The sequence below is a fragment of the Sphingomonas arabinosi genome, from assembly GCF_036663715.1.
Taxonomy (GTDB): Bacteria; Pseudomonadota; Alphaproteobacteria; order Sphingomonadales; family Sphingomonadaceae; genus Sphingomonas.
This window is the reverse complement of the sequence record NZ_JAXOJN010000009.1, coordinates 1-25,726: the sequence shown is the minus strand read 5'-3', so window position 1 is coordinate 25,726 and position 25,726 is coordinate 1. Positions and strand designations below refer to the sequence as shown.

Genomic DNA, 25,726 nt, shown 5'->3' with positions numbered 1-25,726 from the left:
CGGCCTCGGGCTTGCTCGAGGTCCGACGACACGGAATTCACTTCCGTGTCGGTCCCCTTCGCAAGGCAGGGGCTGGCGCAACGCTTTAACAGCCGCTATTGGGCCGCGTTCGCGCGGTTCCCGGGGTGGCACCGGAATACGAATCAGAAGGTAGGAAACAATGGCCAAGGCAAAATTTGAGCGGAACAAGCCGCATCTCAACATCGGCACCATCGGTCACGTCGATCATGGCAAGACGTCGCTCACCGCTGCGATCACGAAGGTTCTGGCAGAGACGACCGGCGGTACCGCCGTCGACTTCGCCAACATCGACAAGGCTCCCGAGGAGCGCGAGCGCGGCATCACGATCTCGACCGCACACGTCGAGTACGAGACGGCCAACCGTCACTACGCGCACGTCGATTGCCCGGGCCACGCCGATTATGTGAAGAACATGATCACCGGTGCAGCCCAGATGGACGGCGCGATCCTCGTCGTTTCGGCGACCGATGGCCCGATGCCACAGACCCGCGAGCACATCCTGCTCGCACGCCAGGTCGGCGTGCCCGCAATGGTCGTGTTCATGAACAAGGTCGATCTGGTCGACGACGAGGAAATCCTCGAGCTGGTCGAGATGGAAATCCGCGAGCTGCTCAGCTCGTACGACTTCCCGGGCGACGACATCCCCGTCATCAAGGGTTCGGCTACCTGCGCACTGTCGGGTTCGAACCAGAAGCTTGGCGCTGACGCCGTCACCGAGCTGATGCAGGCTGTCGACGACTACATTCCGCAGCCAGAGCGTCCGCTCGACAAGCCGTTCATGATGCCGATCGAGGACGTGTTCTCGATCTCGGGTCGTGGTACGGTCGTCACCGGCCGCGTCGAGACCGGCATCGTCAAGGTTGGCGAGGAAGTCGAGATCGTCGGTATCCACCCGACCGTTCGCAAGACCACGGTCACGGGCGTCGAGATGTTCCGCAAGCTGCTCGACCAGGGCCAGGCTGGCGATAACGTCGGCGCGCTGATCCGCGGCGTTGCACGCGACGAAGTCGAGCGTGGCCAGGTGCTCTGCAAGCCAGGCACGATCAAGCCGCACACCGACTTCAACTCGGAAGTGTACGTGCTGTCGAAGGAAGAGGGTGGCCGTCACACGCCTTTCTTCGCCAACTACCGCCCGCAGTTCTACTTCCGTACGACAGACGTGACCGGCACCGTTGAGCTGCCTGAGGGCACCGAGATGGTCATGCCAGGCGACAACGTGTCGCTCGGCATCAAGCTGATCGCACCGATCGCCATGGACGTGGGCCAGCGCTTCACGATCCGCGAGGGCGGCCGTACCGTCGGTGCAGGCGTCGTCAGCCAGATCGACAAGTAACCATCCTCTCCTTCGGGAGTTGATCGAAGAGCCCGGCTTCTCGCAAGAGAGGCCGGGCTTTTTTGTGTTTAAGTGTGCTGGATGTGGGAGCGGTGTGGGGTAGGCAGATAAACGCGTGGGGGAAGTCCGCGGCGCACGAAGCGATGCAGCCACGACTTCGCTCAAGCGTCGCGTTGTACGCGATCAGGCAACGCGGGCTGCCAAGTGCTTACTCGTGGCATCTGCCCTTGCCCAATTGCAAACATCCGCACCTAGGTGCAGACTTTCGTAATGAAGAGCATAACTCTCGCGATGCTAGCTGCTCTACCGACCCCAACGGGTGTGGGATTGACTGAGTCTTGGCCGCCCGAAGCGCTATTAGCTGAAGCTGCCTTGCCCGAATCCAGGCAAGCGCTCACGTTGTCCGGACCAATAGCGACGTTATCCAACGTGCTGAAGCAACTTACATCTCAGCCGCATTCATGGAGCGCGGGCCCGGTCGAGAGGTCTGGTAAAGTAGCTAGTGTACGTCTTAGCTGGCCAGGCCAGTTCAGCTACAAAGATTTGGGTGGTATTCTATACCTGGTACAATTGAACGGCTTGACCATCACGGATACCGAACAGCTCTTGCAGAATTCTTGACGGCAGCTGGCCGGGCAAAACCGGCATTTGTGGTGCAATCAGGGAGAGTATTGGAAAGCCCGCAAATCCTCCCCCGCTAGGGGGAGGTGGCGCCGGAGGCGTCGAAGGGGGTGGGGGCGATTAGCTTTCGATGGTGGTTCGGCGTTGGAGTGCGACGGACGTGATCTGGCGGACGGCGTCGTCGAGTTTGGCTAGCATTTCGCGGGCTGGGTACCGGAGGACCTGGATGTTTTGGGCTGTTAGCCATGCGTCTTGCGCTGCGTCTTGTTCGAGGCGGTTGCTGTGGTTGTGGGCTTCGCCGTCCACTTCGATCGCGAGTCGGGCTGTAGCGCAGTAGAAGTCCAGGACGTAGGGGTCTGCGGCGTGTTGCTTTCGGAATCGTAGGCCCTCTTCGTTGCCTCGGAACGCCAGGCAGAGGCTATCTCAGGAGGAGTCATTTGTTTTCGCAAGCGCTTGGCGTTGTTGCGGCCGGGTAGGGATCCTTCGAGCCGCATCGCTTGCCTCCCCCTCCGTCACGCTTCGCGTGCCACCTCCCCTGGCGGGGGAGGATCAAGTAGCGGGGCGATCTTAGCGGCGAAGCGTCGACATCTACAATCCTCCCCCGCTAGGGGGAGGTGGCACCGAAGGTGACGGAGGGGGAGGGCAGGGCGTCCTTCGATAGTGGCCTCGCCTGAAAACCCGCAACCCCCGGTTGCATTTCAACCGACTCTCCCGTAATGGCCCGCCTTCGGTTTAAACATCAACCAGCAAGAGCCCGGAAACGGGCCCGCTCTTTCGCATCGGTAGGGACTATGGACAGCAATATCCGCATTCGTCTGAAGGCGTTCGATCACCGTGTGCTCGATCAGGCCACTGGCGACATCGCCGACACCGCACGCCGCACCGGCGCGCTCATCCGCGGTCCGATTCCCCTTCCGACGCGCATCGAAAAGTTCACCGTGAACCGCGGCCCGCACATCGACAAGAAGTCGCGCGAGCAGTTCGAGGTGCGCACGTACAAGCGTATGCTGGATATCGTCCAGCCGACGCCGCAGACGGTCGATGCGCTCATGAAGCTGGACCTCGCCGCTGGCGTTGACGTCGAGATCAAGCTCGCCTAAGGGCTGGCGCGGCGCGGTCGACCGGTAACGGTCCCGCGTCGTTCGACATTGGGATACCGCCGTCGGTGAAAACCGACGGGGCAGCGTCCCCCGTTACGCTTCCGCATTTGCAGGAGCACCAGCCCGGGACGGGGGCACGTTTCGTATTTACCGGGTTGAACCGACTCCATTCAGGGCCTTTGCCGGGGATGGGGTCAGGTGGACGCATCATGGAGCTCGCTCCGGAAATGGTCCGCAAGCCCCCGAGGAATAGTCCGACGGGGCCTCTGTCTAGGAAGGGACAAGATCATGCGTACTGGCGTGATCGCGAAGAAGATGGGGATGACCCGCCTGTTCCAGGAAGATGGTCGGCACGTGCCGGTCACTGTTCTGGCACTCGAAGGCAATCAGGTCGTTTCCGTTCGCGAAATGGATCGTGACGGCTACACCGCCGTCCAGCTTGGTGCAGGTGTCGCCAAGTCGAAGAATGTCGCAAAGCCGCAGCGCGGCCATTTCGGCAAGGCCGAAGTGGAGCCAAAGGCTGTCGTCCATGAGTTCCGCGTGAACGCAGACGGCCTGCTCGACGTCGGCGCCGAGATCTCGGCCGACCACTACGTCGCAGGCCAGATCGTCGATATCCAGGGCAAGACCCAGGGTAAGGGCTTCCAGGGCGGCATGAAGCGTTGGGGCTTCGGCGGTCTGCGGGCAACCCACGGCGTGTCGGTCTCGCACCGTTCGCTCGGTTCGACCGGTCAGCGCCAGGATCCGGGCAAGGTCTTCAAGAACAAGAAGATGGCTGGCCACATGGGTGACAAGTATCGCACCCAGCAGAACCTCGAGATCGTATCGACGGACGTCGAGCGTGGTCTCCTGTTCGTCAAGGGTTCGGTTCCTGGCTCCAAGGGCGGCTGGCTCTTCGTCAAGGACTCGGTGAAGGTCGCGCGCCACGCCGACGCACCGTTCCCCGCCGGTCTCAAGACCGCAAACAGCAACACCGCAGCAGACACGCCGGCCGAAACGACCGACGCACCTGCAGCCGACGGCCAGGAGGGCTGAGCGTGAAGATCAAGGTTTCATCTTTCGCCGGCACTGACGCAGCGGACATCGAGCTCAACGACGAGGTCTTCGGCCTCGATCCGCGCGCCGACATCCTGCACCGTGTCGTCACCTGGCAGCTCGAGAAGCGTCGCGAGACGGCTCGTGGCACCCGTGAGCGCGCAGACGTCGCACGCACCGGCAAGAAGTTCGGTCGCCAGAAGGGCGGCGGTACGGCTCGTCACGGCGATCGTCGCGCACCGGTGTTCATCGGTGGTGGTAAGGCACACGGCGCACGCGTTCGTGACTTCAACCCGTCGCTGAACAAGAAGGTTCGCTCGCTCGGCCTGCGGATGGCTCTTAGCAGCCACGCCAAGGCGGGCTCGCTGGTCATCATGGACAGCCTGGCTGTCGAGGGTGGCAAGACCAAGACGCTGCAGGGCGATCTGGCAAAGCTCGGCTTCGGCAAGCGTGCGCTCGTCATCGACGGCGACATGGTCGACACCAGCTTCGCATTCGCCGCGGGCAACCTGTACGAAGTGAACGTGATGCCGGCTGCCGGCGCGAACGTTTACGACATCCTGAAGCATGACACGCTGGTGCTGACGCGCGCCGCTGTCGAAAAGCTGGAGGCGCGCTTCCATGGCTAAGAAGCAGAAGGCGGGCATCGATAATCGTCATTACGACGTTATCCTGGCCCCGCACATCACCGAGAAGACGACGACTCTGTCGGAGTTCAACGCGGTTGTGTTCAAGGTATCGAACGATGCCACGAAGCCCGAGATCAAGGCGGCCGTCGAGGCGCTGTTCGACGTGAACGTCGTCGGCGTGAACACGCTCGTCCAGAAGGGCAAGACCAAGAAGTGGAAGGGCACGAACTACTCGCGCTCCGACATGAAAAAGGCAATCGTGACGTTGAAGGACGGTCAGTCCATCGACGTGACGACGGGGATCTGAGGCCATGGCACTCAAGCATTATAATCCGACATCGCCGGCACGCCGCGGTCTCATCCTGGTCGACAAGTCGTCGCTATGGAAGGGCCGCCCCGTCAAGGCGCTGACCGAAGGTAAGCACAAGACCGGCGGTCGTAACAACAAGGGCCATGTGACCTCGCGCGGCATCGCCGGCGGTCACAAGCAGAAGTACCGCTACATCGACTTCAAGCGTCGCAAGTGGGACGTCGAAGGCACCGTCGAGCGGATCGAGTATGATCCCAACCGCACCGCGTTCATCGCCCTGGTCAAGTACCCGGACGAGGAACTCGCCTACATCCTGGCGCCGCAGCGTCTGGCCGTCGGCGACAAGGTTCTCGCGGCCAAGAAGACCGACGTGAAGCCAGGCAATGCCATGGAACTCGGTCAGATGCCGGTCGGCACCATCGTCCACAACGTGGAGATGAAGCCGATGAAGGGTGGCCAGATCGCCCGTTCGGCCGGCACGTACGTGCAGGTCGTCGGTCGCGACAAGGGCATGGTGATGGTCCGCCTGAACTCGGGCGAGCAGCGCTACATCCGCAGCGATTGCATGGCGACGGTTGGCGCGGTTTCGAACCCCGACAACCAGAACCAGAACCTGGGCAAGGCAGGCCGTTCGCGCTGGATGGGTATCCGTCCTCTGACACGCGGCGTCGCCAAGAACCCGGTCGACCATCCGCACGGCGGTGGTGAAGGCCGTACCTCGGGTGGCCGTCATCCGGTTACGCCTTGGGGCAAGCCGACGAAGGGTGCGCGCACGCGTCATAACAAGTCGACCGACAAGATGATCATCCGGTCGCGTCATTCGACGAAGAGGAAGGGCTAACATGGCTCGTTCAGTCTGGAAGGGCCCCTTCGTGGACCTTCATCTGCTCAAGAAGGCAGAAACCGCCCAGGACACCAACGCGCGTTCGCCGATCAAGACTTGGTCGCGTCGCTCGACGATCCTGCCGTCGTTCGTGGGCCTCACGTTCAACGTCTATAACGGCCGCAAGTTCGTGCCCGTCTCGGTCAACGAAGACATGGTCGGCATGAAGCTCGGTGAGTTCGCGCCCACGCGCTACTTCCCTGGCCACTCCGCCGACAAGAAGGGCAAGCGCTGATGTCTAAGCAAGTCAGCCCGCGCAAGGTCGCGGACAACGAGGCGCTTTCGGTCGGTACGCAGATCCGTGGGTCCGCGCAGAAGCTCGGCCTCGTGGCTGCGCTGATCCGTGGCAAGAAGGTCGGCGATGCGATGAACATCCTCGCCTTCTCGACCAAGGGCATGGCGATCGAAGCGCGCAAGGTGCTGGCCTCGGCCATCGCCAACGCCGAGAACAACCATAACCTCGACGTCGACGCACTCGTCGTCGCCGAGGCTTCGGTCGGCAAGTCGATCACGATGAAGCGCTTCGCCACCCGCGGCCGCGGCAAGTCGACCCGCATCCTCAAGCCATTCAGCCGTCTGCGCATCGTCGTGCGCGAGCAGGAAGAAGCATAATGGGTCAGAAGAGCAACCCCATCGGTCTGCGTCTGCAGATCAACCGTACCTGGGATAGCCGCTGGTACGCCGAAGGCGCCGACTATGGTCGGCTCTTGCTCGAGGATCTCAAGATCCGTGCATTCATCATGAAGACGCTGCCGCAGGCCGCGATCTCCAAGGTGGTCATCGAGCGTCCGGCCAAGCTGGCCCGTATCTCCATCTTCGCTGCACGCCCCGGCGTGATCATCGGCAAGAAGGGTGCGGACATCGAGAAGCTGCGTTCGACGATCGGCAAGATGACGTCGTCGACCGTGTCGCTGAACATCGTCGAGATCCGCAAGCCGGAAGTCGATGCGCGTCTCGTCGCGCAGGGCATCGCCGATCAGCTCGAGCGTCGTATCGCCTTCCGTCGCGCCATGAAGCGTGCGGTCCAGTCGGCGATGCGTCTCGGTGCCGAGGGCATCCGGGTGAACTGCGGTGGCCGTCTTGGCGGTGCCGAGATCGCACGGTCGGAGAGCTATCGTGAGGGTCGGGTTCCGTTGCACACGCTGCGCGCGAACATCGATTATGCCGAGGCTACGGCGCACACGTCCTACGGCGTTTGCGGCGTGAAGGTCTGGGTCTTCAAGGGCGAGATTCTCGGCAACGATCCGACGTCGTACGACCGCATCATGATGGAGGCTCAGACCTCCGGCGTGCGGCCGCAGCGCGACGATCGTCGCTAAGGGGCAGGAACAGACATGCTGCAACCAAAAAAGACCAAGTTCCGGAAGGCCTTCAAGGGCAAGATTTCGGGCGATGCCAAGAGTGGCTTCTCGCTCAATTTCGGCTCCTACGGCCTCAAGGCGATGGAACCCGACCGGATCACCGCACGCCAGATCGAGGCGGCCCGCCGCGCGATCACGCGTCACATGAAGCGCCAGGGGCGTTTGTGGATCCGCATCTTCCCAGACCTCCCGGTCTCGGGAAAGCCAGCAGAAGTCCGCATGGGTAAGGGCAAGGGCGCGCCGGAATACTGGGCCGCTCGCGTCAAGCCGGGTCGGATCCTGTTCGAGCTCGACGGCGTCGACGGCAAGATCGCCGCCGAGGCGTTCGAGCGGGCGGCCATGAAGCTGCCGATCAAGGTAAAGGTCGTTGCCCGCCTGGGCGACACCTCGCATCTGGGAGGCGAGTAAGATCATGGCTCGTATCGACGACATGAAGACCAAGAGCGACGACCAGCTGTCGGAGTCGCTCGGCGAACTGAAGCGCGAGCAGTTCAACCTGCGCTTCCAGGCCGCCACGAACCAGCTCGAAAAGCCGAGCCGCGTTCGTGAGGTCCGCCGCGACATCGCTCGCATCAAGACCCTGCAGGCTCAGCGCACCAGCGCTGAAGCCGCGAAGTAAGGAACGTATCATGCCGAAGCGCGTGCTGACCGGTCTGGTCGTGTCCGACAAGGGCGACAAGACGGTGGTCGTGAACGTCGAGCGTAAGGTGAAGCACCCGCTCTACGGGAAGATCATCCGTCGCTCGAAGAAGTATCATGCTCATGACGAGAGCAACGAGTTCAAGCAGGGCGAGACCGTGCGGATCGAAGAGACCGCACCGATCTCCAAGCTGAAGACCTGGAAGGTGATCGAGCGGGTCAACACCCACGCGACGCCGGAGCGGGCTTCGGCCGAGGGCTGAACTGGTACGCTCCAAACCCCGTCATCCCAGCAAACGCTGGGATCTCGTGGTAAGGGGCGATCGGCTCGAACCGGTTCCCGTCATCCTGTCGAAAGTCAGGATCCAGAGCCAGGAGCGTGACGCTTCATAACTCTGGATCCCAGCTTTCGCTGGGATGACGGTTTACATTGGAACCTTGTGTTCCATCGACGGAACGGCTAAGCGGCCGCTCCTCCCCGTTGCGGTTCGTCCGTGGCGGGGTGATTTTTTAGGCGGGGTTCGGTCGGTATCGACCCCAGAGACAGAGAAGGGATACGGATCCATGATCCAGATGCAGTCCAATCTCGACGTCGCTGACAACAGCGGCGCGAAGCGGGTGCAGTGCATCAAGGTGCTTGGGGGTTCCAAGCGTCGTGTTGCAGGCGTTGGCGACATCATCGTCGTCAGCATCAAGGAAGCGCAGCCACGTGGCCGTGTGAAGAAGGGCGACGTTCACCGCGCGGTGATCGTGCGTACCGCCAAGGATATCCGCCGTGCAGACGGTACGGTCATCCGCTTCGACGGCAACGCCGCGGTGCTGGTCAACAAGAACGAGGAGCCGATCGGCACCCGTATCTTCGGCCCAGTCGTTCGCGAGCTGCGCGGCAAGAAGCACATGAAGATCATCAGCCTCGCGCCGGAGGTGCTGTAATGGCGTCGCAGCGTATCAAGAAGGGTGACAAGGTCATCGTCCTGTCCGGCAAGGACAAGGGCAAGACCGGTGAAGTCACCGTCTCCATGCCGAAGACCGACAAGGTCGTCGTGTCGGGCGTCAACATCGCCGTGCGCCACACCAAGCCGACTCAGGGTGACCCGCAGGGTGGCCTGATCCGCAAGGAAGCACCGATGCACGTTTCGAAGGTCGCGCACGTGACCGCCGACGGCAAGCCGACCCGCGTCCGCTTCGAGGAGCAGGACGGCAAGAAGGTCCGGGTCGCCGTCAAGACCGGGGAGAAGATCAATGGTTGATCAGAACACTGGCGAGCAGGCCGGCACCGAGGCCGTCTACGTTGCGCGGATGCGCAAGCTGTACGACGAGACGATCATCAAGGCGATGACCGAGAAGTTCGGTTACAAGAACGTCATGGAGATCCCGCGGCTCGACAAGATCGTGCTGAACATGGGCGTCGGCGAAGCCACGCAGGACAAGAAGAAGGTCGACCAGGCTGCTTCCGAAATGGAGCTGATCGCCGGCCAGAAGCCTGTCGTGACGAAGGCCAAGAAGTCGATCGCGCAGTTCAAGCTGCGTGAAGGCATGCCGATCGGCGTGAAGGTCACCCTTCGCCGCGAGCGCATGTACGAGTTTCTCGACCGTTTCATCACGATCGCTCTTCCTCGCGTCCGCGATTTCCGCGGGCTCAACCCGAAGAGCTTCGATGGCCGTGGCAACTATGCCTGCGGTATCAAGGAGCAGATCGTGTTCCCAGAAATCAGCTATGACCGGGTCGACAAGGTCCGCGGCATGGATGTGATCGTGACGACGACCGCAAAGACCGACGACGAGGCTCGCGAGCTTCTTCGTCTGTTCGGTTTTCCGTTCCCGATCGAAGACGACGCTGCCGACGAGAAGAAGGCAGCGTAAGAGATTCCCTCTCCCCTCGGGGAGAGGGTTGGGGTGAGGGGGAGTGAGTCTCCCTCACCCCGCCCGAAAACTGGAGGCGCGGTCCTGCTGGGCTGCCCCTCACCCCGACCCTCTCCCCGGAGGGGCGAGGGGGCAGAAGAAAGAAAGAACTTAAGTCGATGGCGAAACTGAGTTCAGTCAACAAGAACGAGCGCCGCAAGCGCATGGTCAAGCAGTATGCCCCGAAGTACGCGGCACTGAAGGCGATCGCAGCGGACAAGACGCTCGATGACGGTGAGCGTCTGATCGCTCGCCTCAAGATGGCGGCACTGCCGCGCAACGCGAACCCGACCCGCATCCGTAACCGGTGCGAGCTGACCGGTCGCCCGCGCGCCTATTACCGCAAGTTCCGGCTCTGCCGTATTCAGCTGCGCGATCTGGCCAACAAGGGCCTCATCCCCGGCGTCACGAAGTCGAGCTGGTAAGGACTAAATCATGGCAGTGACCGATCCCCTGGGTGATTTGCTCACCCGTATCCGTAATGGCCAGCGCGCGAAGAAGGACTCCGTCCTCACGCCGGCGTCGAAGCTGCGCGTCCGCGTGCTCGACGTTCTGCAGCGCGAAGGCTATATCCGTGGCTATAGCGAAGAGCAGATGGGCCCCGCGGCCGGCCTTCGCATCGAGCTGAAGTATTTCGAGGGCCAGCCTGCGATCAAGCATGTCGCGCGCGTCTCGAAGCCCGGCCGTCGCGTCTATTCGGGCTCGCAGGAACTCCCGCGCGTCCGTAATGGCCTCGGCATCACCATCGTCTCGACGCCCCGCGGCGTGCTTTCGGATTCCGAAGCACGTGAGCAGAACGTCGGCGGCGAAGTCCTCGCGGAGGTGTTCTGATGAGCCGCATTGGTAAGAAGCCGGTCACCGTACCGGCGGGCATCACGCCGACCATCGAGAACAAGCAGCTGACGATGAAGGGCCCCAAGGGTACCCTCAAGATGCCGCTTCGCGACGAGATCAGCTACACGATCGAAGACGGCGGCATTTCGGTGCAGCCGGCCAACGACACCAAGCGCGCGCGCGCGTTCTGGGGCATGCAGCGGACCATGGTGCAGAACCTGGTCACCGGCGTGTCGGAAGGCTTCACCAAGAAGCTGCTGATCACCGGCGTCGGCTATCGTGCCGCAGCGCAGGGTCGCAACCTTAAGCTGCAGCTCGGCTACAGCCATGACGTCAACATCGACGTGCCGGAGGGGATCGAAGTCAAGACTCCCGACAACACGACGATCGAGATCTCGGGTTCGGACAAGCAGATGGTCGGTCAGCTGGCCGCGGAAATTCGTCAGTGGCGCAAGCCCGAGCCTTACAAGGGCAAGGGTATCAAGTACGACGGCGAGTTCATCTTCCGCAAGGAAGGGAAGAAGAAGTAATGACCAAGGGACTTTCTCTTTTCGCCAAGCGGCGTCGCCGCAACCGTACCGCGCTCCGCGCACGTGCAGGCACCCGTCCGCGGTTGTCGGTGCATCGCTCGGGCAAGCACATCTATGCCCAGGTGATCGACGATGCCGCTGGCACGACGGTCGCATCGGCCTCGACGCTGGAGAAGGACGTGCGCGGCACGTCCGGCGCCAACATCGACGCGGCGACTTCGGTCGGCAAGCGCGTCGCCGAGGCTGCCAAGGCAGCGGGCGTGACCCAGGTCGTGTTCGATCGCGGCGGCTTCCTCTACCACGGTCGCGTGAAGGCTCTTGCCGATGCCGCGCGCGAAGCCGGATTGGAGTTCTAAGACATGGCTGACGAAAACAACACGCCGGCAGCAGTAATCGCTCCCGAGACGACCGCACAGGACGTCACGGCTCAGAATGTCCCGCAGAGCACTGGCTACCAGGGCAGCAACGGTGGCGGTCGCGGTCGCGGCGGCGGCGGCGGCGGCGGTGGTCGTGGTGGCCCCGGTGGCAACCGCAGCGGTGGCCCAGGCGGCAACCGCGGTGGTCGTGACGGCGGTCGCGGTCGCGACAATCGTGGCGGTCGTCCGGGTGCGGACGATGGCGGCGAAGAGCTGATCGAGAAGCTGGTGCACATCAACCGCGTCTCGAAGACGGTCAAGGGCGGTAAGCGCTTCGGCTTCGCAGCGCTCGTCGTGGTCGGCGACGGCAAGGGTCGTGCAGGCTTCGGTCATGGCAAGGCACGCGAAGTGCCGGAAGCCATCTCGAAGGCGACGGCTGCTGCCAAGAAGAAGATGGTTCGCGTTCCGTTGAAGGACGGTCGCACGCTGCATCATGACGGCAACGGCCACTTCGGTGCCGGCAAGGTCACGCTGCGGTCGGCGCCTCAGGGTACGGGCATCATCGCCGGTGGCCCGATGCGCGCCGTCTTCGAATCGCTGGGCGTTGCGGACGTTGTGACCAAGTCGGTCGGCACGTCGAACCCCTACAACATGATCCGCGCCACGTTCGAGGCCCTTGGCGAGCAGACCTCGCCCAAGGCCGTCGCACAACGTCGCGGCAAGAAGATCGCCGACCTGCTCGGCCATGGTGGTTCCAAGACCGCCGAGGCCGATGCAGCTGCGATCACGGAGTAAGCGATCATGGCAACCATCAAGATCACGCAGACCGGTTCGCCGATCCGCCGCGAGAAGGACCAGCGCGCAACGCTGATCGGTCTCGGCCTGAACAAGATGCACAAGACCCGCGAGCTGGAAGACAGCCCAGAGGTCCGCGGCATGATCCGCAAGGTGCAGCACATGGTCTCGGTCGAAGGCTGAGCCTTCACGACCCACGTGACAAATACGGGGAAGGGGGCTAACGGCCCCCTTTCTTATTACAGATTCTAATCCAACCAGCGCGTAACAAGCGAAAGCGAGTGCATTACCATGAAGCTCAACGAACTCCGCGATAACCAGGGTGCCCGTAAGTCCAAGATGCGCGTCGGACGCGGCATCGGCTCGGGCAAGGGCAAGACCGGCGGCCGCGGCCAGAAGGGTCAGAAGAGCCGCGAGGGCGTGTCCATCGCCGGCTTCGAAGGCGGCCAGATGCCACTCCACATGCGTCTGCCTAAGCGCGGCTTCAACAACATCTTCCGCAAGGACTTCGCAGAGGTCAACCTCGGCGCGATCCAGCTCGCGGTCGACGCCGGCAAGATCGAGGCTAACGCCACGCTCGACCACGACGCGCTGAAGGCCGCTGGCCTGGCACGCGGCGGCAAGGACGGCGTCCGCCTCCTCGCCAAGGGCGAGCTGACCACGGTCCTCTCGTTCACCGTCGACGGCGCGTCGAAGGGCGCGATCGAAGCGGTCGAGAAGATCGGCGGCAAGGTCGAGGTGATCCACTTCGTGCCAGCAGCCGAGAAGGCTGCCGCCAAGAAGGGTGTGAAGTACAAGGAGCGTGCGGCGCATAAGGCGTCGTTCAAGGCTTAAGCCGAACGGAAGGGGGCGGGTGCAGATGCGCCGGCCCCCTTTTTATTTGCCTGACTTAGCGTCTTCTCGCCGCCGACTTCCTGTCGATCCCTATCAGGGACCTCTCTTCCTCCGTTCGCCCTGAGCGAAGTAGAAGGGTGCCTCACTTGGGGCAATGTCCTTCGACTTCGCTCAGGACGAACGGGACAGGGGGCGACCGGAATTCGTCTAGGCATTAGACAAGCGCGCTCCTGCGCCTATATGAGCGGCGGGGGCGGTCACAACGCATCCCGCCTTCTTTGTTTCCAGGACGATCACACGCATGGCATCCGCAGCCGACCAGATGGCGCAAAGCATCAGCCTTTCGAAATTCGCGAAGGCGACCGACCTCAAGAAGCGGTTGTGGTTCACGATCGGTGCGCTGATCATTTTCCGCCTGCTCAGCTATGTTCCGCTGCCGGGTGTCGACCCGACCGCGCTCGGCCTGCTCTCGCAGCAGACGCAGGGTGGCGTGCTCGATTTCTTCAACACCTTCTCGGGTGGTTCGCTCAGCCGCATGTCGCTGATCGCGCTCGGCGTGATGCCCTACATCACCGCCTCGATCGTGGTGCAGCTCGCGACCTCGCTGTCGCCGACGCTCGCCGCAATCAAGAAGGACGGCGAATCGGGCCGCAAGCGTCTCAACCAGTACACGCGCTACGGCACCGTTGGCCTGACCGCGGTGCAGGGCTATTTCATCGCCGTCGGCCTTGAGACGCTCGGCGCGGCACAGGGCATCCAGGCAGTCATCGAGCCCGGCATGATGTTCCGCGTCGCTGCGGTCATCTCGCTGATCGGCGGTACGATGTTCCTGATGTGGCTCGGCGAGCAGATCACCAGCCGCGGCATCGGCAACGGCGTCTCGCTGATCATCATGGCCGGCATCGTCGCGCATCTCCCCGTCACGCTCGTCAACCTGCTCGAAGGCGGCCGTTCGGGCTCGCTCGATCCGATCAAGCTGATCGGTATCGTCGTCGCGGTGGTCGTTCTGATTCTCTTCATCTGCTTCATGGAGCGCGCGCAGCGCCGCATCCTGATCCAGTATCCCAAGCGCCAGACGCAGCGCGGCATGCAGGCCGATCGCAGCCATCTGCCGCTGAAGATCAACACCGCGGGCGTGATCCCGCCGATCTTCGCGTCGTCGCTGCTGCTGATGCCGCTGACGATCTCGCAGTTCGCCGGCCAGCGCGTCGCTGGTGAGTCCAAGTGGGGTGATTTCATCATCACGCTCAACCAGTATCTGCAGCACGGCTCGCCTGTGTACATGTTGCTGTACGGCGCCGGCATCATCTTCTTCTCGTTCTTCTACACCGCGGTCGTCTTCAACCCCGAAGAAACCGCTGACAACCTGAAGCGCAATGGCGGGTTCATCCCCGGCATCCGCCCGGGCAAGAACACCGAGAACTACTTCGATTACGTGCTGACGCGCATCACCGTCATCGGTGCGGCGTATCTGACGATCATCTGCCTGTTGCCCGAATATCTGGTGACCGCGTTGCAGATCCCGTTCTACCTCGGTGGCACCAGCCTGCTGATCGTCGTCAACGTGACGATGGACACGGTGACGCAGATCCAGTCGCATCTGCTGGCGCACCAGTATGGCGACCTGATCAAGAAGGCGAAGCTCAAGGGCAATCGACTTCGCTAAGCCGCGCGTCTAACGCGGTAAAAATCCTGCACGAACGAGGGGAGTGCGTTTCGTGAATATCATCCTTCTTGGACCGCCTGGCGCGGGCAAGGGCACGCAAGCCGCCACGCTCGTCAGCGAGCGCGGCATGGTGCAGCTTTCGACCGGCGACATGCTGCGTGCAGCGGTCGCCGTCGGAACGCCGGTCGGCCTTCAGGCGAAGTCGGTGATGGAATCGGGCGGTCTCGTGTCTGACGAGATCGTGTCTGGCATCATCGGCGAGCGTCTCGACCAGCCGGACACCGCGAACGGCGTCATCTTCGATGGCTATCCGCGTACGGCCGCTCAAGCCGAGGCGCTCGACGGCTTGCTCGCCGATCGTGGTAGGACGCTCGATTACGTGATCGAACTCGGCGTAGACGAGGCCGCGCTGATCGACCGCGTCGTTGGGCGCTATACCTGTGCCAAGTGCGGCACAGGGTATCACGATCGCTACAAGAAGCCGGTCGTGGCGGGCGTCTGCGACGTCTGCGGCTCGACCGAGTTCAAGCGCCGTCCTGACGACAACGCAGAGACAGTCCACAACCGCATGGCCGAATACCGCGCGAAGACCGCCCCGATCCTGCCGATTTACGATGCACGCGGCCTGGTCCACCGCGTCGATGGCATGGCGGATATCGCACACGTTGGTGCCGCGATCTCGGCGATCCTCGACGGTAAGTAAGCTTAGATAATCGTAGGTAAGTATGTTCTCCCGCGAAGGCGGGAGCCCAGTCTGGGCTCCCGCCTTCGCGGGAGAACAAGATGGGGACTGCGACGACATTACGTCTCTCAGTTCCCCCCCCCACCCTCCGTCATCCCGGCGAACGCCGGGACCCACGGATACGGCGGACCGGGCGATAGCGTACGACCACCACCAACTCCCCAACCATGGGTCCCGGCGTTCGCCGGGATGACGGAAAGGGGGATGGGCCCACTTTTTTTCATCGTGATAGCTCGCTCAATCATCGGGAGCCGACTCGTGATGCATGCTTCCCAGCGAGCATCTCGCCCCCCCCCATCAACATGACGAAATTGTCACCCGTCAGTCATCGCGCTGACCCCCTCCCGATCCTAGAACCGACCCGTGCCAGCAACGGCCGCGCGAGTTTCCAGAGATCGGTGCCCGTCACTCCCGGGGGTACCGTGGGGGCCGGTGGGAAGACTTCTTTCCGCCGGCCTTTCCGTTTATGAGGGTCGGCGACAGTGACCGAATTCGGTGGCAGGGAAGGTGATACCGCGTTGAGCCGCAAGATTTTGATCGTCGAGGACGATGCGTCGACCTCCGCCTATCTTGTCAAGGGTCTAGCGGAAGCCGGCCATGCGATCGAAGCCTGTGCGGACGGCCGCGATGGCCTGTTCCTGGCGAGCGAAGGCATTTTCGACCTTATCATAGCCGATCGCATGCTGCCCGGGCTGGATGGTTTGTCGATGGTCAGCGCGATCCGCGCCGCCGGCATCGCCACCCCGGTGTTGATCCTGTCGGCGCTCGCGGCGGTCGACGACCGCGTCGATGGTCTCAGGGCCGGCGCCGACGACTATCTCTGCAAACCCTTCTCGTTCGCCGAGCTGTCCGCGCGAATCGAGGCGCTGGTCCGGCGCTCCGACCGCGCTGCCACCGAACCGCAAAAGACCAAGCTTTCGGTTGGCGACCTCGAAATCGATCTTCTCGCCCGCGCCGTCTCGCGGGCCGGCCGCTCGATCCCGCTCGGCGCGCGCGAATTCAACCTGCTCGAATTCCTCGCCCGCCACGCCGGCCAGGTCGTGACTCGCACGATGATGCTCGAGAAGATCTGGAACTATCATTTCGATCCGGGTTCGAACGTGGTCGACGTCCATATCGGCCGCCTCCGCCGCAAGCTCGAGGACGGCTTCCCCACGCCGATCCTGCACACCGTGCGCGGGGCAGGATACCGGCTCGCCGTCGAAGGCTGATCGGGGGTGGCGATCCGCCTTTCGGTAACCGCGCGGATTGCGCTTCTGTCGATCGCGCTGGCGCTTGTGTCCAACCTCGCGCTGGTCGGATTCGTCTGGAAGACCACGAGCGCCGATGCGATCGATGCGATCCGCCGCGAAACGACTGAGCAATCGGAAGCCTTGCGCGCGGTCTGGCGCAGCGGTGGCCTCCCCGCAATCCGCCAGGCGATCGGCAGCGCGGTAGTCCCCGGCGACGTCTCGCTCGTTCTCGCGGTAGTCGATCCGAAGGGCAGGGCGGTGGTCGGCATCGCCCCCGAACGCCTGGCGGTGCCTCTCCGCGTCACGCAGTTCCGTATCGCACGACTCGGCGCGGACGAACTCTGGTCGGCGCGCGAGACCGGGTACGCACTGCACCCGCTCGGCACCTACTGGCTTCTCACCGGCCGCAACCTCGACCTGATCGCCGCGGAGGAACGCGCGATTGAGCGAGCCCTCGCGGTTGCGGTTTTTCTTTCGCTGGCGTTGGGCGTGCTCGGCGGCCTCGTCCTGACGCGGTATGTCGGCCGCCGGCTCGACGGTATCGCCAAGGCGATCGAGGCAGCCGGCGAGGGCGATCTGTCACGCCGCGTCGACATGATCGCTGGGGGCGGCGATGCGTTTGATCGGTTGGCGGCTCGCCTGAACGTCATGCTCGGCAAGCTCGAAGGTGTGATGGCGGAGCTGCGGATCGTTACCGACAGCCTCGCGCATGATCTTCGCTCGCCGCTCGCCCGCCTTCGGACCAAGACCGAGCAGGCGGTATTGATCGCCGATCCCGATGCGCGCGAGGCCGCTCTCGGGGGCTTGCTGGTCGAAACCGATCTCGTCATGCGGATGCTGACGATGGTGATCGAGATCAGCCGCTCGGGCTCGGTCTCGCGGGATCGCTTCATCGAGGTGTCGCCAGCGAACCTGCTGGAGGAGATCGGCGAGCTTTACGCGCCCGTCGCGGAGGACGCCGGGCTCGTCTTCACGATTGCGATCGACGATCGGCCGCCGCCCATGAAGCTTCACCGCGAACTGATCAGCCAGGCGATCACGAATTTGATCGACAACGCGCTCCGCCACGGTGCCGGCGGGGGTGAGGTTACGCTGCGGATCGTCCATCAGACCGACGGCGTCGCGATCCAGGTCGAGGACCGCGGCCCCGGCATCGCTGCCGCTGATCGTGCACAGGCGCTGAAGCGCTTCGGCCGCCTCGACAGTGCCCGCTCCACGCCCGGTGCAGGCCTTGGTATGGCGCTCATCGAAGCCGTCGCGCGCCTTCACGACGGCCGTTTCGAACTCGCCGACAACGCCCCCGGCCTGATCGCGCGCGTAGTGCTGCCAATCTGATCCTCCCCCGCAAGGGGGAGGTGGCTGGCGCTTGCCAGACGGAGGGGAAGGATTGGGTAACGTCGGCTCCATGTCCCCCCTTCTGTCGCTTCGTACCACCTCCCCTTGGCGGGGGAGGATCGTCTGCGGCAATCGGTTGACCCCAACGGCCTCCGCGGCGATGCCGTGCACATGACGACACTCGCCTCCAACCGCCGTATCCTCGCCGCCAGCCTGGTCGGCACCGCGGTCGAGTTCTACGATTTCTACATCTACGCGACCGCCGCCGCGCTCGTGTTCGGCCCGCTGTTCTTCGCCGGGCAATCCGACTCGGCGCAATTACTCCTCAGCTACGCGACATTCGGGCTAGCCTTCGTCGCGCGGCCAGTCGGCGCGGTCGTGTTCGGACACTTCGGCGACCGCGTCGGGCGGAAGTCCACCTTGGTTGCGTCGCTGTTGCTGATGGGAGGATCGACCGTCGGGATCGCGTTCTTGCCGACCTACGCACAAGTCGGCTGGATCGCGCCGGCGTTGCTGTGCCTGATGCGGCTGGGGCAGGGGCTGGGCCTCGGCGGCGAATGGGGCGGGGCGGCATTGCTCGCGGTCGAGAACGCGCCGCCGCACCGCAAGAACACCTGGGGGATGTTCCCGCCGCTCGGGGCGCCAGTGGGCTTCCTCGCCGCCAACGGGCTGTTCCTGATCATCGGGCTCGTGCTCGACGATGCGCAGTTCCTTGCCTGGGGCTGGCGGATTCCGTTCCTGCTGAGCGCGATCCTGGTGGGGCTCGGTCTATGGGTACGGCTTAAGCTGACCGAGACGCCCGCCTTTCTCGAAGCCGAAGCGACCGAGGCGCTGCCCAAGGTGCCGATCGCAACGCTCCTTACGAAGCATCTGCGCGCGACGCTGGCAGGCACGTTCGGCGTCATCGCATGCTTTGCGCTGTTCTACCTCGCGACCGCATTCGCGCTCGGCTACGGCACCAAGACGCTCGGCTATTCGCGCGAGGCATTCCTGTCGGTCGAACTCGTCGCGATCTGGTTTCTCGCGGGTGGCGTGATCGTGGCCAGCGTGCTGGCGGACCGGCATTCCGCCGCGCGGATGCTCGCGATCGGGTTTGCCGGGTGTATTGGCGTCGGCGCGCTGATGGGGCCGATGCTGGGCTCGGGATCTCTGTTCACGGTGTGGCTGTGGCTGTCGGGCGCGCTGTTCGTGATGGGGTTCGCCTACGGCCCGCTCGGCGGATGGCTGCCGAGCCTGTTTCCGGCGGGGGTGCGCTACACCGGCGTGTCGATGACGTTCAATCTTGGCGGTGTGCTCGGCGGTGCGCTCGCGCCAATCGTGGCGGAGGCGCTGGCGCCGCGCGGGTTGTGGCTGGTCGGCGGGTATCTGATGGCGGCGGGGGTGCTGAGTTTGGGTGGCCTGCTGATTCTAGGCCGCACCGCCACCGCCAAACGATAGTATGTTCTCCCGCCTGCGCGGGAGAACATTTTAGGCGGGTCGAAGCAGCGTGAGCCGCGCCTTGCCGTGGACGCGCGTGGCGTCGACCTCGAAGCCCGCCAGCTCGACGACCTCCGCCTTTGCCGTCTCCAGGCTGATCCACGTCGCCGGCCCGAACCAACCCAGCCGCGACAGCTTGTCGAGCGCAACCAGCCCAGCACCGGTGTTGTACGGCGGATCCATCAGGATCACGTCGAGCGGCGCCGGTGCGGGTCCGAGCGCCATCACCGAGGTGGCGCGGACGTCGCCGCGGATCTCCAGCTTGGCGAGGTTGGCCTTCAGCGCATCGACCGCCAGCTTGTCCGATTCGACGAACATGCACGTCGCCGCCCCGCGCGACAGCGCCTCGATCCCGAGCGCCCCGGAGCCTGCGAACAGATCGGCGACCGCCAACCCCTCGAAACTCCCGACCCGGCTCGTCAGCATCGAGAACAATGTCTCGCGCATCCGGTCCGCCGTGGGACGGGTGGAGTCACCCTTGGGTGCGACGATCGGGCGACCGCGCCATTGGCCTGCGATGATACGCATCAGCGCTTTCCTCCACGTGGTGCACGGGGCGGATGACCGCGCCCTCCCGACGGACCCTTGCCGGGTGCGGTCGGACGACTGCCACGTTCGGGGCGGGCAGGCGCCTCGCGCACGGGCCGCGGCTCGGCCCCCGGACGCCCGGCGGCACTGCGAGCGGCCCGCTTGTCGAGCGAACCGCGTCCCCGCGAATCATCCGCCTGCGGACGGAAGCCCCGCGGTTGCTCCTGACGTTGCACGGTACCGCCCGCACCGACGCGAGACGGCGTAGCGCGTTCCCGCGGCGGCTTGGCAGCACGGAAGTGCTTGATCTTCGGGCTCGTGCTCAGTTCCTCACCGCGATCCGCACGCTCCTGCCGCACATAGGGCTTGGACGTCTCGCCACTCGTGGGCCGGGCATGATGCGTCCCCGTCGGCCGAGCGGCATTGCGTGCATCCGGCCGCGCCCAGGGATCGTTCACGTCGCCGCGCTGCATGGCGGCCGTCGGCCGGATCCGCTCCGGTCGAGCCGGCCGCGAAGGCCGATCGGTCGGTGCCGCACCACTCGAAAAGCCCGAGTTCGCCGGCGCCGCATACGGACTGCGAACCGGACTGCGCGCACCACCGGCAGCAGGCCGCGCACCTGAAACCGGACGCGCACCCGGCACCGGACGCGACGTGAGAGCGGGTCGCGGCGCATTGCTGCCCCGCTGACTCGACCGTGCGCCGATCCCGGCCCCGGCACCCGCACTTGCGCTGATACCGATATTCGCGCGCGCGCCCGGACCTTCGGGCTTGCCCTTCGCTAGCTCCTTCTGGAACGCGACGACGTCGTGCTGCAGCACCTCGCCGATCTGCCCCGGCGCAAGATCGCCGAGCACGAACGGACCATAGCGCGTCCGGATCAGCCGCGAGACCTGGAGCCCGAGATGCTCCAGAACCCGGCGGACTTCTCGGTTCTTGCCCTCGGTCAGGATCATCTCGATCCACACGTTCGCGCCGGTACGCCGCTCGATATTGGCGTTGATCGACCCGTAGCGGACGCCCTCGATCTCGATCCCCTCGATCAGTTCCTCGAGCTGCGGCTGCGTGATGTTACCGTAGGCGCGCGCGCGATAGGCACGCTCGACACCCGTCGCGGGCAGTTCTAGCTGGCGCTTGAGCCCACCGTCGGTGGTCATCAGCAACAGCCCCTCGGTGTTGAGATCGAGGCGGCCGACCGGGACCAGCCGCGGCAATTCGCGCGGCAGGCGATCGTAGATCGTCGTACGCCCGGCCGGATCGCGCTCGGTGACGAGCAGCCCGGTCGGCTTGTGATACAGAAACAGCCGCGCGGCGCTCGGCGCCTCGACCGGATCGCCATCGACCGTGACGCCGTTGAGATTGCGGAGAATCGTCGCGGGTGTGTCGAGAATGCTGCCGTTGAGCGCAACGCGCCCCTCGGTGATCATCCGCTCGATATCGCGGCGCGAAGCGATCCCGGCGCGGGCGAGCAGCTTGGCGATACGGTCGCCCTTGATCGGTGAAGCACTGGCTTCGGGGGAGGTTGCAGGCGCGTCGTTCGACGGGCTGGCAGTCGGGTTATCGTCTTTTGAAGTCGTCATGGCGCGGCTGATACTATGGATCGGCGTCCAGCGCGAAAATATTTGCGACCGTTCGCCGGTAGGCGCGTTAGGACACGCAAGCGTAACGACGATGTGAGCGCACTCGGGGGCCTTTCGGCGATGTTGTTCGGGAAGAAAAAGCGGCAGATCGTCCGGCTCCTCGTGGTCGAGGACGAACCGCTGGTTGCGTTCGACACCGAATATTTCCTCACCGACGCGAAGTTCACGATCGTCGCCACGATCGACCGGGTTGCGGACGGGCTGTCGATCCTCGCGAGCGAGACGGAGATCGACCTGGTGCTGGTCGACGTCAACCTTGCGGACGGCTCGGGCATAGACGTCGCGCGCGCCGCGCATGCTCGCGGCGTGCCGGTGATGTTCGTGACGGGCAGTTGCCCCGTCGAAGCGACCACGCTCGCCGCCGGCTGCATGGCCAAGCCATATATGCCGCGCGACCTGATCGCCGCGATCGAGGCGATCGAGGCGATGCTCGGTGGCAACGAGCCGAAGCGCGTCCCGTCGGGCTTCACGCTGTTTCCGCAGGCGGCGTGACACCGTCCCCAGTCCATCGCCTGACGGGTAGCGCATCGCCGATTTGCCGTTAGGGTCCTCCCGAGCAATTGGGAGCGCGAGTACGATGGACGGAACCGAAGGCAAGCGCTGGAGCGACGGCTTCCGACCTTATGTCGAGAAAGCGCCGCTGGCAGCGCTGGCGCTTGGGATATCGTCCGGCTTTCCGTATGCGATGATCGGGGCGACGCTGACGACGCGGCTGGCGGCCAGCGGGATCGACAAGAAGACGGTGACGGCGTTCAGTCTTGCTTTCCTCGTCTACAACCTGAAATTCCTGTGGGCTTGGGTAGTCGATGGCGTCCGCTTGCCGGTCATCGGGAGACTGGGGCAGCGCGTGTCCTGGCTGATCGTGACGGCCGCGCTCGTCGCCGCGGCGGTAATCCATCTCGCCTTGATCGATCCCGCGGCAAGCATTGCGGCGACGGCGACCGCGGCGATCCTGGTCGGTGCGGCGGGCGCGACGTTCGACGTGGTTATCGACGCATTCCGGATCGAGACGCTCGAGCCGCGCCAATTGGGCGTCGGTTCGGGCATGAGCCAATATGGCTGGCGGATCGGTTCGGCGGGGTCAGGCGCGTTGGCGCTTGTCGTGGCCGAGCGCGCCGGCTGGAACGCAGCCTATCTCGCGTGCGTCGTATTTGCGTTGCCCGCGGTATTGGCGGGATTAGTGTTGGGTGAGCCCGAACGCCGCCGTCCGCCGATCGAACGCCGCGGCCTTACTGAAGGACTGCGGGCGATCTGGGGCCCGTTCGTCCAGTTCTTTTCGCGCGAAGGGGCGTTCGTCGTCCTGGCCTTCATTCTTATCTTCAAGGTTGGTGACACGCTCGCCAATCTGACGCTGCGGTTGCTGTTCGACGACCTCGGCTTCACCGGCGACGAGATCGCGTTCTACGACGTCGGGATCGGCTTCATCGCGTATCTGGTCGGCATCTTCATCGGCGGCATCCTGTATGCGCGCATGGGAATGAAGCGATCCGTCTTGCTGTCGCTCGTCCTCATGGGCGTATCGAACCTGTCATTCGCGGCACTTGCGGCGGCGGGGCATTCGAACCTCGGCATGGCCGCTGCAATCGGCTTCGAGAATGCCGCGAGTGGCTTTGGCGGCGTGGTCGTGATCGCGTATTTTTCGGCCTTGTGCGACCTTCGCTTCACCGCCGCGCAGTTCGCGCTGATCTCGGCCGCGGCGAGCATCCTGGGGCGGATCGTCACGGGTACGACCGCAGGCGCGTTGATCGAGGCGATCGGCTATGTCGACTTCTACCTGCTGACCACCGTCCTGGCGCTGCCGGGCGTCGTCCTGTTCTGGTGGATGAGCCGGTCGGGGATGATCGATCGTTCGATCGGCAGCGCGGGCGTGGAGGGTGAAGGTGACGCCCGCGCTGGTGATCTGGTCTAGAGCGTGATCGGGCGGCCCTCGTCGGCAAAGGCGGCTGCGACCGCCGCGGCACTGGTGAGGACGCCGTCGATGCGGCGGACGCCGAGCAGGTCGGCCATCAGGTAGCGCGCGGTTTCGGGGGCGGTCTCGACGCGCGCGAGCACCGACAGCATCGCCGACTCCGCCGGCGTCATCCGCGCGCAGCAGCAGGGGGCGATCGCGATCGTGCCGGCCGAGGTGCCGGCAAGGTCCGCCATCAAAGCCCTAAGTAGAACGAGCGGACGGCGGAAGCCCTGCCCAAACGCGGTGAACATCGTGTGCGAAGCGCGGGCGTCGGCCAGGCCGTGCGCGCCCATCCGCCGCATCGCGAACAAGGCGATTCGCGCATTTTCACAAAGCGGTAGGGCATGCGGCAGCAACGAGGTCGCACTGGCGATGCTCTGCGTCGAATTAGGGCGGGTATCGGTCATTCACGCGACTCCGTGGTGGTGCCCACAACGTCGCGTGTTGGTTATTGATAGTCAATAGCAATAAGAACTCACTCCGGTGGCTGGTCGTTCGCCGCGAGCACTTCACCGGCAAGGTAGAGCGAACCGGCGATCAGTACGAGTTGCGGCTGATCGGTATGAGCTGCGATCGACGCCAGTGCCTCGCCTGGCGTAGCCGCGACCGCTACGGTCTTTCCGAACGATCGCGCGAGCGTCGCGAGCGCTTCGGGCGCGTGATGTGCGTGGCCTGGGACCGGGATGGCGACGACATGTCCGACCGACGGTGACAGGATGCGGACTACCGCCTCGGCATCCTTGTTCGCGAGCATGCCCAAGACCAGCGTCGCCGGGCGGCCCTTTGCAAGCGTCCTGAGCGCCCGCGCGACGGGTTGCGCGGCGTTTGGATTGTGCGCGCCATCGAGCCACAACTCGCTTCCGCCAGGCAATGTCGCAAGCAACGGTCCATCCGACAATCGCTGCATGCGCGCAGGCCAGTGCGCCCAGTCGGCCGCGGCGCGCATCGCGGCTTCGGGGATATGCAACGCGCCCTGGTGTTGCAGCATGGCGATCGCGAGCGCGAGGTTGCGCGACTGGTGCGCGCCGACGAGGCGGGGGCGGTTGGTGACGACCGAAAAGCCTTGATCCTCGTACCGAACGGTCGAGCGCGCGGTCTCGCTGGTCCAGGCGGCGCCGCGGGCGAACACAGGCGCGCCCGCTGCATCGGCGACGGCTGCGATCTTCGCGCGAAGGGCCTTGCGATAGTCCATCGTGACGAGCGGTACGCCCGACTTTGCGATGCCCGCCTTCTCGCCGGCGATCTCCAGCAGCGTGTCACCGAGGAAAGACTGGTGGTCGATACCGAGCGCGGCGATGCCGGTGACGATCGGATTCGGAATAACGTTGGTCGCGTCGAGCCGCCCGCCGAGACCCACTTCGACGATCGTCGCTGCCGCCGGCGTGCGTGCAAACGCCAGGAACGCGACGGCGGTGGTGACCTCGAAGAAGCTCGCCTGCAGGGCGGCGGCTTGGTCGAGCACTTCTTTCAGCAAGGTTGCGAGCAGGGCGTCCTCGATCAGCGATCCCGCGAGGCGAATGCGTTCGTTGAAGCGGACGAGGTGCGGCGAGGAATAGACGTGGACGCTATGCCCCGCGGCCTCGATCGCAGCGCGCAGGAACGCGCAGGTCGAGCCCTTGCCGTTGGTGCCGGCGACGTGGAAAACCGGGGGGAGGTTCAGATGCGGATCGCCGAGGCGGCGCAACAGCGCAGTGATGCGCTCGAGGCCAAGGATGTCGGCGCCGGGCGACAGCGCAGTCAGTCGGTCGAGCTGAGCTTGTACCGCGGGTGACGAAGAAACGGCATGGTCGGGCATTCTAGGCTCCCTCTCCCCTCTGGGGAGAGGGCTGGGGTGAGGGGCAGTTCCAGGCGGCGTCCTGCTTGGCGGGGCCGCCCCCCCCCCCCCACCCCCCAGGGGGGGGGGGGGGTGTTTGGCCCCGGCGGGGGCGCGGCGCAAAACCCCCACCCGCGCCCCGGGGGCGCGGGAAAGACTC

The 25,726-nt window shown here is 64.4% G+C and carries 34 protein-coding genes; 29 read left to right on the top strand and 5 right to left on the bottom strand.

The window, feature by feature from the left end; genetic code table 11:
• Nucleotides 1-160: 160 nt before the first annotated feature.
• The gene (tuf, locus tag U1708_RS14620; protein ID WP_031393767.1) at nucleotides 161-1,354 is read left to right on the top strand and encodes an elongation factor Tu; all 1,194 of its coding nucleotides are present in this window, start codon (nucleotides 161-163) and stop codon (nucleotides 1,352-1,354) included.
• A 741-nt stretch (nucleotides 1,355-2,095) separates the two neighbouring features.
• On the opposite strand, the gene U1708_RS20735 is transcribed toward tuf, so the two are convergent.
• Nucleotides 2,096-2,320, bottom strand: a complete 225-nt coding sequence (locus U1708_RS20735) for an endonuclease domain-containing protein (RefSeq protein WP_443030059.1) — start codon at nucleotides 2,318-2,320, stop codon at nucleotides 2,096-2,098.
• Nucleotides 2,321-2,766: 446 nt separating this feature from the next.
• Here U1708_RS20735 and rpsJ point away from each other — a divergent pair, with 446 nt between their 5' ends.
• The 26 genes from rpsJ to U1708_RS14490 all read left to right on the top strand — a co-directional run bounded on the left by rpsJ (nucleotide 2,767) and on the right by U1708_RS14490 (nucleotide 19,595).
• On the top strand, nucleotides 2,767-3,075 hold the full coding sequence (gene rpsJ / locus U1708_RS14615) for a 30S ribosomal protein S10 (protein ID WP_007406109.1): 309 nt from the start codon (nucleotides 2,767-2,769) through the stop codon (nucleotides 3,073-3,075).
• Nucleotides 3,076-3,363: 288 nt separating this feature from the next.
• Entirely contained in the window at nucleotides 3,364-4,110 is a 747-nt protein-coding gene (gene rplC / locus U1708_RS14610; protein ID WP_056060507.1) for a 50S ribosomal protein L3, read from the top strand.
• Nucleotides 4,111-4,112: 2 nt separating this feature from the next.
• Nucleotides 4,113-4,739: a 50S ribosomal protein L4 gene (gene rplD, locus U1708_RS14605; RefSeq protein WP_056047616.1), complete on the top strand. Its 627-nt coding sequence runs from the start codon at nucleotides 4,113-4,115 to the stop codon at nucleotides 4,737-4,739.
• On the top strand, nucleotides 4,732-5,046 hold the full coding sequence (locus U1708_RS14600; protein WP_056047618.1) for a 50S ribosomal protein L23: 315 nt from the start codon (nucleotides 4,732-4,734) through the stop codon (nucleotides 5,044-5,046). The genes rplD and U1708_RS14600 overlap by 8 nt, the downstream gene beginning before the upstream one ends.
• Nucleotides 5,047-5,050: 4 nt before the next feature.
• Nucleotides 5,051-5,890, top strand: a complete 840-nt coding sequence (gene rplB, locus U1708_RS14595) for a 50S ribosomal protein L2 (protein WP_055872649.1) — start codon at nucleotides 5,051-5,053, stop codon at nucleotides 5,888-5,890.
• Nucleotide 5,891: 1 nt separating this feature from the next.
• Nucleotides 5,892-6,167, top strand: coding sequence for a 30S ribosomal protein S19 (gene rpsS, locus U1708_RS14590; RefSeq protein ID WP_031393761.1), 276 nt, complete (start codon nucleotides 5,892-5,894; stop codon nucleotides 6,165-6,167).
• Nucleotides 6,167-6,544: a 50S ribosomal protein L22 gene (gene rplV, locus U1708_RS14585; RefSeq protein ID WP_056047621.1), complete on the top strand. Its 378-nt coding sequence runs from the start codon at nucleotides 6,167-6,169 to the stop codon at nucleotides 6,542-6,544. The genes rpsS and rplV overlap by 1 nt, the downstream gene beginning before the upstream one ends.
• Nucleotides 6,544-7,251 carry a 30S ribosomal protein S3 gene (gene rpsC, locus U1708_RS14580; protein WP_055872646.1) on the top strand — a complete coding sequence of 236 codons (708 nt, stop codon included), beginning with the start codon at nucleotides 6,544-6,546 and terminating at the stop codon, nucleotides 7,249-7,251. The genes rplV and rpsC overlap by 1 nt, the downstream gene beginning before the upstream one ends.
• A gap of 15 nt (nucleotides 7,252-7,266) precedes the next feature.
• Nucleotides 7,267-7,701 carry a 50S ribosomal protein L16 gene (gene rplP / locus U1708_RS14575; protein ID WP_031393758.1) on the top strand — a complete coding sequence of 145 codons (435 nt, stop codon included), beginning with the start codon at nucleotides 7,267-7,269 and terminating at the stop codon, nucleotides 7,699-7,701.
• A 4-nt stretch (nucleotides 7,702-7,705) separates the two neighbouring features.
• Nucleotides 7,706-7,912: a 50S ribosomal protein L29 gene (rpmC, locus tag U1708_RS14570; protein ID WP_055872644.1), complete on the top strand. Its 207-nt coding sequence runs from the start codon at nucleotides 7,706-7,708 to the stop codon at nucleotides 7,910-7,912.
• Nucleotides 7,913-7,922: 10 nt separating this feature from the next.
• Complete coding sequence (rpsQ, locus tag U1708_RS14565) at nucleotides 7,923-8,195, top strand: 30S ribosomal protein S17 (RefSeq protein ID WP_031393756.1); 273 nt, start codon at nucleotides 7,923-7,925, stop codon at nucleotides 8,193-8,195.
• 301 nt (nucleotides 8,196-8,496) lie between these two features.
• Entirely contained in the window at nucleotides 8,497-8,865 is a 369-nt protein-coding gene (rplN, locus tag U1708_RS14560; protein WP_031393755.1) for a 50S ribosomal protein L14, read from the top strand.
• Nucleotides 8,865-9,182, top strand: a complete 318-nt coding sequence (gene rplX, locus U1708_RS14555) for a 50S ribosomal protein L24 (protein WP_056047623.1) — start codon at nucleotides 8,865-8,867, stop codon at nucleotides 9,180-9,182. The genes rplN and rplX overlap by 1 nt, the downstream gene beginning before the upstream one ends.
• Before the next feature lie 49 nt (nucleotides 9,183-9,231).
• The gene (gene rplE / locus U1708_RS14550; RefSeq protein ID WP_082441396.1) at nucleotides 9,232-9,795 is read left to right on the top strand and encodes a 50S ribosomal protein L5; all 564 of its coding nucleotides are present in this window, start codon (nucleotides 9,232-9,234) and stop codon (nucleotides 9,793-9,795) included.
• A gap of 158 nt (nucleotides 9,796-9,953) precedes the next feature.
• Nucleotides 9,954-10,259 (top strand): 30S ribosomal protein S14, encoded by a 306-nt coding sequence (gene rpsN / locus U1708_RS14545; protein ID WP_056015537.1) that lies wholly within the window; start codon nucleotides 9,954-9,956, stop codon nucleotides 10,257-10,259.
• Nucleotides 10,260-10,269: 10 nt separating this feature from the next.
• Nucleotides 10,270-10,665, top strand: coding sequence for a 30S ribosomal protein S8 (gene rpsH / locus U1708_RS14540; protein WP_031393751.1), 396 nt, complete (start codon nucleotides 10,270-10,272; stop codon nucleotides 10,663-10,665).
• The gene (rplF, locus tag U1708_RS14535) at nucleotides 10,665-11,198 is read left to right on the top strand and encodes a 50S ribosomal protein L6 (RefSeq protein WP_056047628.1); all 534 of its coding nucleotides are present in this window, start codon (nucleotides 10,665-10,667) and stop codon (nucleotides 11,196-11,198) included. The genes rpsH and rplF overlap by 1 nt, the downstream gene beginning before the upstream one ends.
• The gene (gene rplR / locus U1708_RS14530) at nucleotides 11,198-11,554 is read left to right on the top strand and encodes a 50S ribosomal protein L18 (protein WP_031393749.1); all 357 of its coding nucleotides are present in this window, start codon (nucleotides 11,198-11,200) and stop codon (nucleotides 11,552-11,554) included. The genes rplF and rplR overlap by 1 nt, the downstream gene beginning before the upstream one ends.
• Nucleotides 11,555-11,557: 3 nt before the next feature.
• Complete coding sequence (gene rpsE / locus U1708_RS14525) at nucleotides 11,558-12,349, top strand: 30S ribosomal protein S5 (RefSeq protein ID WP_332746558.1); 792 nt, start codon at nucleotides 11,558-11,560, stop codon at nucleotides 12,347-12,349.
• A 6-nt stretch (nucleotides 12,350-12,355) separates the two neighbouring features.
• Nucleotides 12,356-12,532, top strand: a complete 177-nt coding sequence (gene rpmD / locus U1708_RS14520; RefSeq protein WP_055872633.1) for a 50S ribosomal protein L30 — start codon at nucleotides 12,356-12,358, stop codon at nucleotides 12,530-12,532.
• A gap of 108 nt (nucleotides 12,533-12,640) precedes the next feature.
• Nucleotides 12,641-13,183 carry a 50S ribosomal protein L15 gene (gene rplO / locus U1708_RS14515; protein WP_332746556.1) on the top strand — a complete coding sequence of 181 codons (543 nt, stop codon included), beginning with the start codon at nucleotides 12,641-12,643 and terminating at the stop codon, nucleotides 13,181-13,183.
• Between the two features lie 301 nt (nucleotides 13,184-13,484).
• Nucleotides 13,485-14,849, top strand: coding sequence for a preprotein translocase subunit SecY (secY, locus tag U1708_RS14510; protein ID WP_055872627.1), 1,365 nt, complete (start codon nucleotides 13,485-13,487; stop codon nucleotides 14,847-14,849).
• Between the two features lie 52 nt (nucleotides 14,850-14,901).
• Entirely contained in the window at nucleotides 14,902-15,552 is a 651-nt protein-coding gene (locus U1708_RS14505) for an adenylate kinase (RefSeq protein WP_332746553.1), read from the top strand.
• A 557-nt stretch (nucleotides 15,553-16,109) separates the two neighbouring features.
• Nucleotides 16,110-16,802, top strand: coding sequence for a winged helix-turn-helix domain-containing protein (locus U1708_RS14500; protein WP_332746552.1), 693 nt, complete (start codon nucleotides 16,110-16,112; stop codon nucleotides 16,800-16,802).
• 6 nt (nucleotides 16,803-16,808) lie between these two features.
• Entirely contained in the window at nucleotides 16,809-18,158 is a 1,350-nt protein-coding gene (locus U1708_RS14495) for a sensor histidine kinase (protein ID WP_332746550.1), read from the top strand.
• A gap of 171 nt (nucleotides 18,159-18,329) precedes the next feature.
• On the top strand, nucleotides 18,330-19,595 hold the full coding sequence (locus U1708_RS14490) for an MFS transporter (RefSeq protein WP_332746548.1): 1,266 nt from the start codon (nucleotides 18,330-18,332) through the stop codon (nucleotides 19,593-19,595).
• 30 nt (nucleotides 19,596-19,625) lie between these two features.
• Here the strand turns inward: U1708_RS14490 and rsmD are convergent, their stop codons facing one another.
• Together rsmD and U1708_RS14480 are read right to left on the bottom strand one after the other, a co-directional pair.
• A complete protein-coding gene (rsmD, locus tag U1708_RS14485) occupies nucleotides 19,626-20,162 on the bottom strand; it encodes a 16S rRNA (guanine(966)-N(2))-methyltransferase RsmD (RefSeq protein ID WP_332746547.1) in 537 nt (178 codons plus the stop codon).
• On the bottom strand, nucleotides 20,162-21,742 hold the full coding sequence (locus U1708_RS14480; protein ID WP_332746546.1) for a pseudouridine synthase: 1,581 nt from the start codon (nucleotides 21,740-21,742) through the stop codon (nucleotides 20,162-20,164). The genes rsmD and U1708_RS14480 overlap by 1 nt, the downstream gene beginning before the upstream one ends.
• A gap of 120 nt (nucleotides 21,743-21,862) precedes the next feature.
• On the opposite strand from U1708_RS14480, the gene U1708_RS14475 reads away from it, so the two are divergent.
• Both U1708_RS14475 and U1708_RS14470 read left to right on the top strand, forming a co-directional pair.
• Complete coding sequence (locus tag U1708_RS14475) at nucleotides 21,863-22,294, top strand: response regulator (protein ID WP_332746545.1); 432 nt, start codon at nucleotides 21,863-21,865, stop codon at nucleotides 22,292-22,294.
• An 85-nt stretch (nucleotides 22,295-22,379) separates the two neighbouring features.
• Nucleotides 22,380-23,711, top strand: a complete 1,332-nt coding sequence (locus tag U1708_RS14470) for an AmpG family muropeptide MFS transporter (RefSeq protein ID WP_332746544.1) — start codon at nucleotides 22,380-22,382, stop codon at nucleotides 23,709-23,711.
• On the opposite strand, the gene U1708_RS14465 is transcribed toward U1708_RS14470, so the two are convergent.
• Together U1708_RS14465 and U1708_RS14460 are read right to left on the bottom strand one after the other, a co-directional pair.
• Nucleotides 23,708-24,160: a DUF6628 family protein gene (locus U1708_RS14465; protein ID WP_332746543.1), complete on the bottom strand. Its 453-nt coding sequence runs from the start codon at nucleotides 24,158-24,160 to the stop codon at nucleotides 23,708-23,710. The genes U1708_RS14470 and U1708_RS14465 overlap by 4 nt on opposite strands.
• Nucleotides 24,161-24,228: 68 nt before the next feature.
• Nucleotides 24,229-25,548, bottom strand: coding sequence for a bifunctional folylpolyglutamate synthase/dihydrofolate synthase (locus U1708_RS14460; protein ID WP_332746542.1), 1,320 nt, complete (start codon nucleotides 25,546-25,548; stop codon nucleotides 24,229-24,231).
• Nucleotides 25,549-25,726 lie beyond the last annotated feature (178 nt).